General features: G+C 70.9%; 14 protein-coding genes. 9 read left to right on the plus strand and 5 right to left on the minus strand.

All coding sequences use genetic code 11. The annotated features are described in order from the left end of the window. The first annotated feature begins 320 nt into the window (after positions 1-320). The 6 genes from LHP98_RS04290 to LHP98_RS04315 all read left to right on the plus strand — a co-directional run bounded on the left by LHP98_RS04290 (position 321) and on the right by LHP98_RS04315 (position 4,828). Entirely contained in the window at positions 321-1,712 is a 1,392-nt protein-coding gene (locus tag LHP98_RS04290; protein WP_227251234.1) for a DUF2927 domain-containing protein, read from the plus strand. A 72-nt stretch (positions 1,713-1,784) separates the two neighbouring features. Then, positions 1,785-1,949, plus strand: coding sequence for a hypothetical protein (locus LHP98_RS04295; RefSeq protein WP_227251235.1), 165 nt, complete (start codon positions 1,785-1,787; stop codon positions 1,947-1,949). A gap of 29 nt (positions 1,950-1,978) precedes the next feature. Further along, positions 1,979-3,160: a vWA domain-containing protein gene (locus LHP98_RS04300; RefSeq protein WP_227251236.1), complete on the plus strand. Its 1,182-nt coding sequence runs from the start codon at positions 1,979-1,981 to the stop codon at positions 3,158-3,160. Then, complete coding sequence (locus LHP98_RS04305) at positions 3,157-3,513, plus strand: hypothetical protein (protein ID WP_227251237.1); 357 nt, start codon at positions 3,157-3,159, stop codon at positions 3,511-3,513. The genes LHP98_RS04300 and LHP98_RS04305 overlap by 4 nt, the downstream gene beginning before the upstream one ends. After that, positions 3,510-4,103, plus strand: a complete 594-nt coding sequence (locus LHP98_RS04310) for a DedA family protein (RefSeq protein WP_227251238.1) — start codon at positions 3,510-3,512, stop codon at positions 4,101-4,103. Before LHP98_RS04305 ends, LHP98_RS04310 begins: the two co-directional genes overlap by 4 nt. A 41-nt stretch (positions 4,104-4,144) precedes the next feature. After that, complete coding sequence (locus tag LHP98_RS04315; RefSeq protein ID WP_227251239.1) at positions 4,145-4,828, plus strand: M48 family metallopeptidase; 684 nt, start codon at positions 4,145-4,147, stop codon at positions 4,826-4,828. Between the two features lie 62 nt (positions 4,829-4,890). Here the strand turns inward: LHP98_RS04315 and LHP98_RS04320 are convergent, their stop codons facing one another. From LHP98_RS04320 to LHP98_RS04330, 3 genes are read right to left on the minus strand one after another with little or no spacing between them, the layout of a single operon-like run. After that, positions 4,891-5,433: an RSP_2648 family PIN domain-containing protein gene (locus LHP98_RS04320; RefSeq protein ID WP_227251240.1), complete on the minus strand. Its 543-nt coding sequence runs from the start codon at positions 5,431-5,433 to the stop codon at positions 4,891-4,893. Next, on the minus strand, positions 5,430-6,647 hold the full coding sequence (locus LHP98_RS04325) for an RSP_2647 family RNA methyltransferase (RefSeq protein ID WP_227251241.1): 1,218 nt from the start codon (positions 6,645-6,647) through the stop codon (positions 5,430-5,432). The genes LHP98_RS04320 and LHP98_RS04325 overlap by 4 nt, the downstream gene beginning before the upstream one ends. Before the next feature lie 38 nt (positions 6,648-6,685). Then, on the minus strand, positions 6,686-7,324 hold the full coding sequence (locus LHP98_RS04330; protein ID WP_227251242.1) for a DUF6778 family protein: 639 nt from the start codon (positions 7,322-7,324) through the stop codon (positions 6,686-6,688). Positions 7,325-7,635: 311 nt separating this feature from the next. On the opposite strand from LHP98_RS04330, the gene edd reads away from it, so the two are divergent. From edd to LHP98_RS04345, 3 genes are all read left to right on the plus strand, one after another. Further along, positions 7,636-9,441: a phosphogluconate dehydratase gene (edd, locus tag LHP98_RS04335; RefSeq protein WP_227251243.1), complete on the plus strand. Its 1,806-nt coding sequence runs from the start codon at positions 7,636-7,638 to the stop codon at positions 9,439-9,441. Between the two features lie 158 nt (positions 9,442-9,599). After that, positions 9,600-10,244 carry a bifunctional 4-hydroxy-2-oxoglutarate aldolase/2-dehydro-3-deoxy-phosphogluconate aldolase gene (locus LHP98_RS04340; protein ID WP_227251244.1) on the plus strand — a complete coding sequence of 215 codons (645 nt, stop codon included), beginning with the start codon at positions 9,600-9,602 and terminating at the stop codon, positions 10,242-10,244. A gap of 64 nt (positions 10,245-10,308) precedes the next feature. Further along, the gene (locus LHP98_RS04345; RefSeq protein ID WP_227251245.1) at positions 10,309-10,746 is read left to right on the plus strand and encodes a VOC family protein; all 438 of its coding nucleotides are present in this window, start codon (positions 10,309-10,311) and stop codon (positions 10,744-10,746) included. Here LHP98_RS04345 and LHP98_RS04350 read toward each other — a convergent pair. Beyond that, positions 10,639-11,727 carry an ABC transporter ATP-binding protein gene (locus LHP98_RS04350; protein ID WP_227251246.1) on the minus strand — a complete coding sequence of 363 codons (1,089 nt, stop codon included), beginning with the start codon at positions 11,725-11,727 and terminating at the stop codon, positions 10,639-10,641. The genes LHP98_RS04345 and LHP98_RS04350 overlap by 108 nt on opposite strands. 64 nt (positions 11,728-11,791) lie before the next feature. Next, positions 11,792-12,571: an SDR family oxidoreductase gene (locus LHP98_RS04355; protein WP_227251247.1), complete on the minus strand. Its 780-nt coding sequence runs from the start codon at positions 12,569-12,571 to the stop codon at positions 11,792-11,794. Between the last annotated feature and the right edge of the window lie 121 nt (positions 12,572-12,692).

Here is a 12,692-nt window from a genome sequence, read left to right on the forward strand (position 1 = left end):
CTTGACGGCTTTCCCTGCAATTGACTCCGCCGCGCCCTGATGCCGACACTTCGCTGTCGTTGAATTTCTGCACATCGGCCCGGCTGGTCCGCGGGCCAAGGCTGGACAAGGCTGGACAAGGCTGAACAAGGCGACTCCGGGGGCACCAGGTCTGCTCGCCCCCCGGACGCGCCTCCAGTCCCACCCCCCTGGCCAGCCGTTTCAGGACCATCGGAGACTGGGGCGGGCTGCGATGCGGGGGCATCGCGGCCGCTTCGGGCGCCGGCAAACCGCAACCGCGGGACCGCTCTCCCGCTCAGGCATGGATCGGCTGCCAGATCATGCGCAAAGTCACGTTCCTGGCGGTCCTGATGGTCCTGGCGTCCTGCGCGCCGGCTCCCGACGCGCAGGTGACCAAGAACCGTGCCGCGCCGGCGGGGCCGCAAGACGCCGTCTTCGCCGCGCCGGCCTTTGCCGCCGCCGGTGGCGCGCCCAGCCTTCCCGGGCCGGGCGGACATGGCACCGCCGAACTGGCGGCGACCTTTCTCGATCTGACGTTCCAGATGGAAAGCGGGCGGACTCTGCCCGGCTTCAGCCGTTTCGACGGGCCGATCACGGTCGCCCTGACGGGCCAGGTGCCCCCCCTTGCAGCCGGCGACCTGGCGCGCGTCGTGGCGCGGCTGCAATCCGAAGCCGGTCTCGACATCCGCAGCGCCGCACCCGGCGAACCGGCGTCCATCACCATCGAGTTCCGTCCCAAGGCCCAGTTGCGCCGGCTTGCCCCCACGGCGGCCTGCTTCGTGGTGCCGAACGTCGGCTCGCTGGCCGAATTCCGCGCTGCCCGCGGCACCCGGACCGTGGACTGGGCCGCGGTGACCCTGCGGACCAGGGCGGCCATCTTCGTGCCCTCGGACACCAGCCCGCAAGAGGTGCGCGACTGCCTGCACGAAGAACTGGCACAGGCCATCGGGCCGCTGAACGACCTGTATCGGCTGCCTGACAGCGTGTTCAACGACGACAACTTCCACGCCGTGCTGACCCCCTTCGACATGCTGATGTTGCGCGCGACCTATGCCCCCGAACTGGCCCCGGGCATGTCTCGGGGCGAAGTGGCGGCGCGGATCGGCGGCATCTTCGCCCGGCTCAACCCCGACGGCGGCGGTCTCGGTGGGGTGGACCTGTCGGCAACGCCCAAGGCCTGGACCCAGGCCATCGAGACCGCCCTTGGCTCCGGCACCGCGCTGCCCGCACGGCGCAACGCCGCCGACCGGGCGCTGGCGCTGGCCCGCGCCCAGGGCTGGCAGGACGGCCGCCTCGCCTTCAGCCACTTCGCCGTGGCACGGCTCTATGTCGGCGCGGACCGCAGCCGCGCGGTGGCCGAATTCTCCAAGGCCGCCGCGCTCTACGCCCGGCTGCCCGGCGGCGCGGTGCAGATCGCCCACATCGACATGCAACTGGCCGCCATCGCGCTGGCGTCCGGCCGGCCCGACCAGGCGATCGGCTTTGCCGACCGCTCGATCCCGGTGGTGCGGGCCACCGAGAACGCGGCGCTGCTCGCCACGCTCACCCTTCTCAAGGCCGAGGCGCTGGACGACCTTGGCCAGCCCCAGGCCGCCACGCGGCTGCGCCTCGACAGCCAGGACGCCGCACGCTATGGCTTCGGCTCCGAGGCGGTGATCCGGCAGCGCACGCGCGAGATCGCCGCCCTTGGCGCGCAAGGGTCGCGGGGCTGACACCCGGCCCATCGGGCAATGCGACGCGGCGGGCCGGCAATAGCGGGCCGGTGGGCAGGGGGGGGCAGGCGAATGATCGTCATCGGCGGCTTTCTTCTGGGTGCAGTCCTGGGGGCGATCGCGGCCAGCCGCCAGGGTGGCAAGCGGGCCGACATGGCGCAATATGCCGTCGGCTACGGCATCGCCTTCGCCCTTCTGGGCCTGTTCCTGACCATCGCGCTGGCGCGCCTGGTCTGACGCCCAACCCCAACAGGGATGCCAGGCCGATGTTCCAGCCCTTCCTTGCAAGCCTGCGCCGCGAAGGCGTTCCGGTCTCGATCCGCGAATACCTCGATTTCCTGCGCGCGCTCGCGACCGGCCTGGTCACCGCCGACGTCGAGGCCTTCTATCACCTCGCCCGCGCCGCGCTGGTCAAGGACGAACGCCACTACGACCGGTTCGACCGCGCCTTCGCCGCCGCCTTCAACGGGCTGGACAGCCTGACCCCCGAAGCGGTCCTGCAGGCGCTGGACCTTCCCGCCGACTGGCTGGCGAAACTGGCCGAGAAGGTCCTCACCGACGAAGAAAAGGCCCAGATTCAGGCGCTTGGCGGCTTTGACAAGCTGATGGAAACCCTGCGGCAGAGGCTGGCCGAACAGCAGGGCCGCCACCAGGGCGGCTCGAAATGGATCGGCACCGCCGGCACCTCGCCGTTCGGCGCGCATGGCTACAACCCCGAAGGGGTGCGGATCGGCCAGGACGCAAGCCGGCATCGCCGCGCCGTCAAGGTCTGGGACAAGCGCGAATTCCGCAATCTCGACGACCGCGCCGAGATCACCAGCCGCACCCTCAAGCTGGCGCTGCGCAGCTTGCGCCGCTGGGCACGCGAGGGGGCCATGCAGGAACTGGACCTCGATGGCACCATCCACGCCACCGCGCAGCAAGGCTGGCTTGACGTGCGGACCAGGCCGGAACGCCGCAACGCGGTGAAGGTGCTCCTGTTCCTCGACGTCGGCGGCAGCATGGACCCGCACATCCGGGTGATGGAAGACCTGTTCTCGGCCGCCAGGTCGGAATTCCACCACCTCGAAAGCTTCTACTTCCACAACTGCCTCTACGAAGGCCTCTGGCGCGACAATGCGCGGCGCTGGTCGGCCCAGACCCCCACCTGGGATGTCTTGCGCACCCATGGCCCCGACTGGCGCGCCGTCTTCGTCGGCGATGCCGCGATGAGCCCCTACGAGATCACCCACCCCGGCGGCGCCAACGAACACTGGAACCCCGAGGCCGGTCAGGTCTGGCTGACCCGAGCCGTCGAACACTGGCCGCACCACCTGTGGATCAACCCCGAGCGTGCCGAGCATTGGGGCCATACCGCGTCCACGGCGATGGTCCGCGCCATCTTCGGCGGCCGCATGGTGCCGATGACGCCCGAAGGCATCGCCCTGGGCCTGAAAGCGCTGCGATGAGCGTGGTCCGCCGCCACCCGGTCCTGTCTGCGGCCTTCGTGCTGGCCACGGTCCTGGCGCTGTTCTTCGCCGGCCAGTTCGTGGTCCGCACGATCTACTGGATGAACCCCGAACATCGCAACCAGCAGCTCCAGCCCTGGATGACGGTGGGCTACATCGGCCGCAGCTGGGGGCTTGACCCGCGGGCGGTGGACGCTGCCGCCGGCCTGCCGCGCCCGGACGGCCACCCGCTGACGCTGCAGCAGATCGCCGACCGGCGCGGCGTGCCGGTGGCCGAGGTGATGGCGACGGTCGAGACCGCCATCCAGGGCCTCAAGGCCCGCGAAGCCGCCGGCGCACCCGCGCCGCCATGACCGACTGGCTGCTGTCCGCCGTCCCGACCTACGGGCCCTGGCTGGTGGCGATGGTCACCTTCCTGTCCTGCCTCGCCCTTCCCGTGCCGGCCTCGATCCTGATGCTCGCCGCCGGAGGGTTCGCCGCTGCCGGAGACCTCGGGCTTTGGCAGGTGGCGGGCGGCGCTCTGGCCGGGGCGGTGGTGGGCGACCAGACCGGCTACTGGGCCGCCCGCGCTGGTGGCCCGACCCTGCTTGCCCGCATCGCCAAAGGCGACGCCCGCGCGCCAGTGGTCGAGAAGGCCCGCACCCTGTTGGCCGCAAAGGGCGTTGTCGCGGTCTTTCTGACCCGCTGGCTGCTGTCGCCGCTTGGCCCCTATGCCAACCTCGTCACCGGGGCCACAGGCTTTGGCTGGCTGCCCTTCACCCTTGCGGCGGCTGCCGGAGAGGCCGTCTGGGTCGGGGTCTACACCGGCGCGGGCTTCGCCTTCGGCGGCAACCTGCAGGCCGCGACCCAATTCGCCGGCTCGATCATCGGCTTTCTCGCCGCCGGCACGGTGGCCTTCGGTCTGGGGTTCTGGCTGCTGTCGCTTGCACGCAGCGGGCATTGAGGGGCTTTCCCCCCGGCTCGCCCGCCCCCATATTGCCCGCAATGACCAAGTTCCTTCCCCTTCTTCTGGCGGTCCTCTACGCCTTTCTGATGATGCGCTTCTCCGTCTGGCAGACGAAGAAGACGCTTGAGGCAAAGTCGCGCCCGCTGACCGACCCGGCCCTGACCCGGCTGACCGAACGCATGGCGCAGGCGCTGGACATCCCGTCGATCCAGGTCTTCGTGCTGGACGCCGACCCGGTGAACGGCCTGGCCGGGCCGGATGGCCGCATCTACCTGACCCGCGGCTTTGTCGCGAAAAAGATGCAGGGCCAGGTCACGTCCGAGGAACTGGCCAGCGTGGTGGCGCATGAGATGGGGCATGTGGCGCTGGGGCACATGCGCCGGCGGATGATCGATTTCACCGGCCAGAACGCGGTGTTCATGATGCTGGCCGCGGTGCTGAACCGCTTTCTGCCCTTCATCGGCGTCTGGATCGCCAATGCGATCTCGGTGGCGCTGCTGGCCCGGCTGTCGCGGCGCGACGAATTCGAGGCGGACGCCTATGCCAGCGCGCTGCTGATCAAGGCCGGGATCGGGACCGCGCCGCAGAAAAGCCTGTTCCGCAAGCTGGACGCGCTGACCGAGAACCGCGCCGAAGGCGTGCCGGCCTGGCTTCTGAGCCACCCGAAGACAGCCGAACGCATCGCCGCCATCGAGGCGAACGAGGCGCGCTGGCTGGGGTGAGAAAACGATTTCCGACTTCGGAAATCGTGGACGGAATTCGACTTCGAATTCCGGCGCCTCCGTCAGGCGTCCAGCGTCTTGGCCAGCCGGAACAGCCTGGCGCGCTTGAGCAGCGGCTTCAGCGCCACCGGGGCGCCCGACAGCCGCTCGGCCTTGGCGCGCACCGCTTCCACGATCCGCGCCATCTCGGCCGGGTGGCGCGACTGCAATTCCCACAGGAACCCATCCGGGTCGCGCCGGGCAAGGCCCTCGGCGGCCAGCACATGGCCGGGGAAATCGGCGGCGTTGAAGGTCACGATGGCATCGGCGCCGGCCGCGATGGCCACCGCCAGCACATGGGTATCATCCGGATCGGGCAGCAGCAGCCGCGCCTCGATTCCCGGCTGCGGCCGCACCAAGGCGCGCGGGAAGGTGGCCTTCAGCATCACCGCCTCACCCTCGGCCTGGGCCTGCGCGACCGGCCCCAGCTTGGCCGTGGCCCGGGTCCATTCGCCCAGGATGCGCTCGGACCAGAGCGGCTGGTACAGCCCCGCCGCCGCCGCACCCTGCAGGATTTCCCGCAGCACCGTGGGATACAGCACGCAGGCGTCGAGAACCGCCTTCATCCGTCCAGCCGGAACGCCAGCGCCTTGAGATAGCTTGATTCCGCAAGTTGCGGCAGCACCGGGTGGTCCGGCCCGGCAAAGCCGGTCCAGATCACCTGCCCCCGCCGCCCGCCGCGCCCGATGCCGCGCGCCGAGGCGTTGCGGAACGCACTCAGATCGGCCGCGTGCGAGCAGGAACACAGCACCAGATAGCCGCCCGGGCTGACCAGCGGTGCCGCCAGCCGCGCCAGCCGTTCATAGGCGCGCAGGCCCGCCTCCAGCGCCGGTTTCGCGGGCGCAAAGGCCGGCGGGTCGCAGATCACCAGATCGAACCGCGCGCCCTCGGTCCCCAGCGCCTCAAGCACTGCGAAGGCATCGCCCGACCGGGTCTCGAACCGCTCGGCATGGCCCGAGGCGCGCGCGCCCGCCTCGGCCAGCGCCAGCGCCCCCGCACTGGAATCCACCGCCAGGGCGCTTGCCGCGCCCCCCGCCAGCGCCGCCAGGGCAAAGCCGCCGACATGGGTGAAGACGTCCAGCACCTTCGCCCCGCGCGCCAGCCTTGCGGCAAAGGCGTGGTTCTCGCGCTGGTCGTAGAACAGCCCGGTCTTCTGCCCGCCCATCAGGTCGGCCATGTAGGTGGCGCCGTTCATCGGCACCGGCAGCGGCCCGGCAGGCGCCGCCCCCAGCACCACCGCCATCTCTTCGGGCAGGCCCTCAAGGCCCCGCGCCCGGCCCGCGCCGTTCTTGATGACCGTGGTCACCCCGGTGACCGCCGCCAGCGCCGCCACCAGCGCCCCAAGATGCGCCTCGGCCCAGGCCGCGTTCGGCTGCACCACCGCCACCTCACCGAAACGATCGATCACGACGCCCGGCAGCCCGTCCGCCTCGGCATGCACCAGCCGGTAGAACGGCGCCGCATACAGCCGGGCGCGCATCGCCAGCGCCCGCGCCAGCCGCGCCGCGAACCAGGCCTCGTCGACCCCCGCCTCGGGGTCGCGGTCCAGCATCCGCGCCACGATCTTAGAGACCGGGTTCACCGTCACCAGCCCCAACGGCCGCCGCTCGGCATCCTCCAGCACCGCCAGCGCGCCCGGCGCCAGGCCGGCGGTGCGCCGGTCCAGCACCAGTTCATCGGCATAGACCCAGGGGAAACCATGGCGGATCGCCCGCGCCTCGGCCTTGGGCCGCAGGCGGACGACGGGACGGGGCGGCGGGGGGGAAAGCACGGGCTCCATCGCCTTCCCTTAGCGTCTTGCGGCCCGGGCGGAAAGTCCTACTCGGCCGGGACCGCCGTCAGCGTCGCGGCCAGCGCCGGGGCAACCTTCAGCGACGCCAGTTCCGCGCGGATCACCGTCGCCAGGCGGTTGGTCACGATCTCCTTCTGCGAGATCCCGACATAGTCGTTGCGAACCGCCCGCTGACCGCCCACCGCGCGCACATCGGCATTGACCAGACGCGGCCCCGACAGGACCTTGCCCGTCGCCGCATCGCGGATCGTCAGCAGGAATTTCAGCGAATGCACCCCACCGACGGTATAGCGCGTCTTGTCTGTCACGGCGTGGAACCGGGTCACCTCGATCTCGGCCACCACCGGCAGCCCAGCGGTCAAGGGCACCACCGCTGCCGTCACCGCCGCCTCGTAGATCGCCTCGATCTGAGCATAGCGGTCGCCGCGCGGCTCGCCGCGCCAGACAATGTCGGCCACCGGGTAGAACACCTCGGCCTCGGAAACCTTCAGGCTGCGCGGCACCGTCACGGTCACGTCCTGCACCGCCAGCGGCACCTCGACCAGCGCCTCCGCCGCAACCTCATCCGCCGGAGCCGCGGCCGTCCGGATGCTGCCGTCGACCGCACCGCATCCCGCCAGCGCCAACGCCAGCCCAATCCCCGCGAACGCCCTGCTCCACCGCATCTTCCGTGCTCCGTCCCGTGCCGGCCTTCTGGCCTTGCCTGCCGCTTTCCAGATGATTACGGCAGATTTGCGCAGCCGTCGCGGCAAGCTGGCGAAATCCGCAAGGCGCCGTCCAGATTTCCCGGCCCTGTGTCCCGGCGGTCAGGCCAGCCCCGCGCGCGCCAAGACCCCGCCGGCGCCAAGCCCGCCGCCCGCGCTGGAACCGCCGCCCGCGCTTAGACCGCCGCCCGCGCCAAGACCGCCGAAGGCCTTGTTAGCGCTAACGCCGACTGCTAGAATAGGCTCGACCGCAACACCCGCGAGCATGTCCCATGACCCTCCACCCTGCCATCGCCCACGTCACCGACCGCATCCGCGCCCGGTCCGAACGAAGCCGCGGCGACTACCTTGATCGTGTCGCGAAAGCCGCCGCCGCCGGCCCAGCGCGCGCGCACCTTGGCTGCGGCAACCAGGCCCATGCCTATGCGGCCATGGATCGCGACAAGCCATCCCTGGCCGAAGGCCGCGCCCCGAACCTCGGGCTGGTCACCGCCTACAACGACATGCTGTCCGCCCACCAGCCCTACGAAGGCTACCCCGCGCTGATCCGCGCCGCCGCCCGCCGTGCCGGTGCCACGGCCCAGGTCGCCGGCGGCGTGCCCGCCATGTGCGACGGCGTCACCCAGGGCGAGCCGGGAATGGAGCTTTCCCTGTTCTCCCGCGATGTGATCGCCCTCGCGGCCGGGGTTGCGCTCAGCCACAACTGCTACGATGCCGCCCTTTTCCTGGGCGTCTGCGACAAGATCGTCCCCGGCCTGATCATCGCCGCCGCCACCTTCGGCCATATCCCTGCGGTCTTCGTCCCCGCCGGCCCGATGACCTCGGGCCTGCCGAACGAGGAGAAGGCCCGTGTCCGCAACGCCCATGCCGAAGGCAAGGCCACCCGCGCCGAACTGATGGCTGCCGAGATGGCCAGCTACCACGGCCCGGGCACCTGCACCTTCTATGGCACCGCCAACACCAACCAGATGCTGATGGAGGTGATGGGCCTGCACCTGCCCGGCGCCAGCTTCATCAACCCCGGCACGCCTCTGCGCGAGGCCCTGACCGAGGCCGCGGTGACCCGCGCCACCCAGATCACCGCGCTGGGCAACGACTTCCGCCCGGTGGGCGAGATCCTCGACGAACGCGCCTACGTAAACGGCATCGTCGGGCTGATGGCGACGGGCGGCTCGACCAACCTGGTGCTGCACCTGCCCGCCATGGCCCGCGCCTCCGGGGTGCTGCTTGACCTTGAAGACTTCGACGACCTGTCGCAGGCGGTGCCGCTGATGGCCAAGGTCTATCCCAACGGGATGGCCGACGTGAACGCCTTCCACGCCGCCGGCGGGCTGCCGTTCCTGATCGGCCAGCTGCTGGATGCAGGTCTTCTGCACCCCGACGCCAAGACCATCACCGGCGAAGGCCTGGCGCCCTACCGCCAGGAACCGCGCCTGACCGAGGGCCGGCTGAGCTGGACCGATGGCCCGGCCGAAACGCTCAACGACCGCATCCTGCGCCCCGCCGCAACCCCCTTCCAGCCGACGGGGGGCCTGCGGCAGTTGCACGGCAACCTTGGCCGCGGTGTCATCAAGGTCTCGGCCGTGGCACCCGAGCGGCATGTGATCCAGGCCCCGGTGCGCATCTTCCACAGCCAGGACGCCGTGCGCGCCGCGTTCAAGGCCGGCGCGTTTACCGCCGACACCGTCGTCGTCGTCCGCTTCCAAGGCCCGCGGGCGAACGGCATGCCGGAACTGCATTCGCTGACCCCCACGCTGTCGGTGCTGCTGGACCGCGGCCTGCAGGTGGCCCTGGTCACCGATGGCCGCATGTCCGGCGCCTCCGGCAAGGTGCCCGCCGCGATCCACGTTTCGCCCGAGGCGGCCTGCGGCGGCCCCCTCGCCCGCCTGCGCGACGGCGATATCGTCCGCCTTGATGCACCGGCCGGCACGCTGACCTGCCTTGCCGCCGACTTCGACAGCCGCGCCCCGGTGATCGCCGATCTGTCCGACAACGCCCACGGCATCGGACGAGAGCTGTTCGAAGCCTTCCGCCGGACCGTCGGCCCGGCCGAAACCGGCGCCGCCGTGGTGGTCTGACGCCCGACCGCGGCACCCCGCCCCGGCCTTCGCCTCCGGCGGGAGTATTTGGCAAAGGGCAAATCAGGAAAGCCTTGCGCCCCGCATTTGCCCTTTGCCAAATACTCCCGCCGGAGGCCCCGATCTCAACCCGCGATGACCGCCCGAAGGACGCGCCCATGACCCCCGCCGAACAGTCGCTCAAGGCCGCCGAGATCTGTCGCCTTGCCCCCGTGGTTCCCGTGCTGGTGATCGAAGACCTGGCCCAGGCTCGCCCGCTGGCCGAGGCGCTGGTGGCGGGCGGGCTGCCGGCGCTTGAGGTGACGCTGCGCACGCCTTGCGCGCTCGACGCGATCCGCGCCATGGCTCAGGTGCCGGGCGGCGTGGTCGGGGCCGGCACGCTGCTGACCCCGGCCGACGTCAAGGCGGCCAAGGCCGCCGGCGCCTGCTTCGGAGTCTCGCCCGGGGCGACCGACCGGCTGATTGCCGCCTGCGCGGACGAGGGCCTGCCGCTGTTGCCGGGGGGCGCCACCGCCTCGGAAATCATGGCGCTGCTCGACCGCGGCTATACCGTGCAAAAGTTCTTTCCGGCCGAACAGTCGGGCGGCGCGGCCTTCCTGAAATCCATCGGTGCGCCGATCCCGCAGGTGCGCTTCTGCCCCACCGGCGGCATCTCGCTGAAGAACGCGGCCGACTACCTGTCGCTGCCGAACATCCTTTGCATCGGCGGCAGCTGGGTGGCGCCGAAGGACGCGCTCGCCCGCCGCGACTGGGCACAGGTCACGCGCCTTGCCGCCGAGGCCGCCCGCCTGCCGCGCGGCTGATCTGGCGCAGGTCCCCGCGCCCCGGGTGCAGGCTTGACCGCGCCACCCGCCGCCTGAGCCCGCCATGCCCGCACTCACCGTTCAGACCTGCCTGTGGGTCGACACCCGCGCCGAAAAGGCCGCCCGGCCATGCTCCGCGCTGATTCCAGGCGCGCAGATCCTTCAGATCCTTCCCGACCGCGCCGATCCGGCCAGGGCCTTCCTGGTCCATCTCTCCTCCGCCGGCCAGCGCACCAGCTTTCTCGACGGCGGGCCGCATGACAGCCTGGCCCCCGCCGCCTCGATCAAGGTCGAGGCCCGGCGTGTGACCACGGCCATGATGCAGATGGTGAAACTCGACGGCTCCACCCTGGAAACCGCCGCAAGCGGGGGACAGCCCCCCGGGGCCCTGGGCCTATCTGCCGGCTTCGAAGACGAAGCAGCGGTCGCGGCGGATCATCAGCCAGAACGGCGTGCCAGCCTCGGGAAGAAAGACGCCCGGCACGCTGGCGGTCAGCTTTGACCCGTCGAAATCCATCCGGAATTCCACCAGGCTTTCGCGTCCCAGATAGCGCGCGCGGATCACCTGGCCACGCGCCGCCATGCCGTCCTGCGGGGTCGGGTTCGGTCCGCGCCCCGCCCGGTCGAAGTCGATCTTCAGGTGCTGCGGCCGGATCACGATCTCCACCGCCGCGCCGTCCGCATGGCCGGGCGTCAGGAAGGCCCCGAACGGCGTTTCCGTCAGCGCGCCCTTCGAGATCCCCCGGATCACGTTGACATCGCTGAAGAACGCCGCCGCCGCCTTGTCCACCGGCGCGTTGTAGACGTTGTAGGGCGCGCCCTTCTGCACAACGTGGCCGCCCCGCATCAGCGCGATCTCGTCGGCCATCCGCATCGCCTCGTCCGGCTCGTGGGTGACCAGCACGACGCCTGCGCCTTCCTCCTTGAGGATGTCCAGCGTCACGTCGCGGATGCCGTCGCGCAACCGGTTGTCCAGGCCGCTGAACGGCTCGTCCATCAGCATCACCCGCGGCCGCGGCGCCAGGGCGCGGGCCAGCGCCACCCGCTGCTGCTCGCCCCCGGACAACTCGTGCGGATGCTTCGCCCCGAACCCCGGCAGGTTCACCCGCTCCAGCAACTCGCCCACCCGCCGCGCCTTGGCCGACTTGTCCCCGGCCAGGCCGAAAGCCACGTTGCCCGCAACCGTCAGGTGTGGAAACAGCGCGAAATCCTGGAACATCAACCCGACCCCGCGCTTCTCGGGCGGCAGGTGCAGCCCCGGCCCGGCCATTGCCGTGCCGTCGATCCGGATCGCACCAGCGTCCAGACGCTCGACCCCCGCGATCATCCGCAAGGTGGTGGATTTGCCGCAACCCGACGGACCCAGAAGGCAGGTCACCTGCCCCGGCGCCACCTCGAAGCTGACCCCGTCCACCACCGGACGGCCGCCGAAGGCACGGCTCAGGCCCTGAACCTCAAGGCGGGGCGGGCGGCTGTCCGGCATGATTTCCCTTCAGAAACACTCAGGAACCGGCGATACCAGCCCGGCTCCGCCCCCGCAAGCCGCGTCACATCGACAGGTTGGTCGCGCCACCGTCCAGCAGGATGTTCTGCCCAACAATGAAGCCGGCATGCATCGAACAGAGGAAAGCACAGGCTGCGCCGAACTCCGCCGGCGTGCCATAGCGCCCCACCGGGATCGTGGCCCAGCGCTGCGCCCGCGCCTCGTCCTCCGAGATGTTCTGCGCCCGCGCCGCGCCCTGATCCAGCGCCACCGCCCGGTCGGTCGCATGCATGCCCGGCAGCAGGTTGTTGATCGTCACCCCCTGGCCGGCCACCTGCCGCGCCGTGCCCGCCACGAACCCGGTCAGCCCCGCCCGCGCGGCATTCGACAGGCCCAGCACCGCGACCGGCGCCTTCACGCTGACCGATGTGATGTTCACCACCCGCCCCCAGCCGCGCGCCATCATCCCCGGCAGAACCGCCTGCATCAGCGCGATCGGCGTCAGCATGTTGGCGTCGATCGCCTGCAGGAAATCACCGCGCGCCCAGTCGCTCCACAGGCCCGGAGGAGGACCGCCGGCATTCGTCACCAGAATGTCCACCTGCGGCCCCGCCGCCGCCAGCACCGCCGCCCGGCCGTCCTCGGTGGTGATGTCGGCCACCACCGCCGTCACCGGCACCCCCTTGCTGCGCAGGACATCGGCCGTCGCCTCCAGCGCATCGCGGCCGCGGGCGCAGATCACCAGATCCACACCTGCCTCGGCCAGCGCTTCGGCACAGCCGCGCCCCAGCCCCTTCGAAGCCGCGCAGACAATTCCCTTCCGGCCACGAATTCCCAGATCCATCCTGCCCTCCGCCATGCTGCCGCCGCCCGGGACGGGCCGGGCCGGCGCTTCTTCGCCATGCCCTGTCCGTTTCCCGGCGTCAACTGGAGCAGCAATTGACCCGGCTTGGAAGGGTTTGTTA

The organism is Rhodobacter sp. Har01 (assembly GCF_020564565.1).
In the GTDB taxonomy this organism is placed as follows: Bacteria; Pseudomonadota; Alphaproteobacteria; order Rhodobacterales; family Rhodobacteraceae; genus Pseudogemmobacter.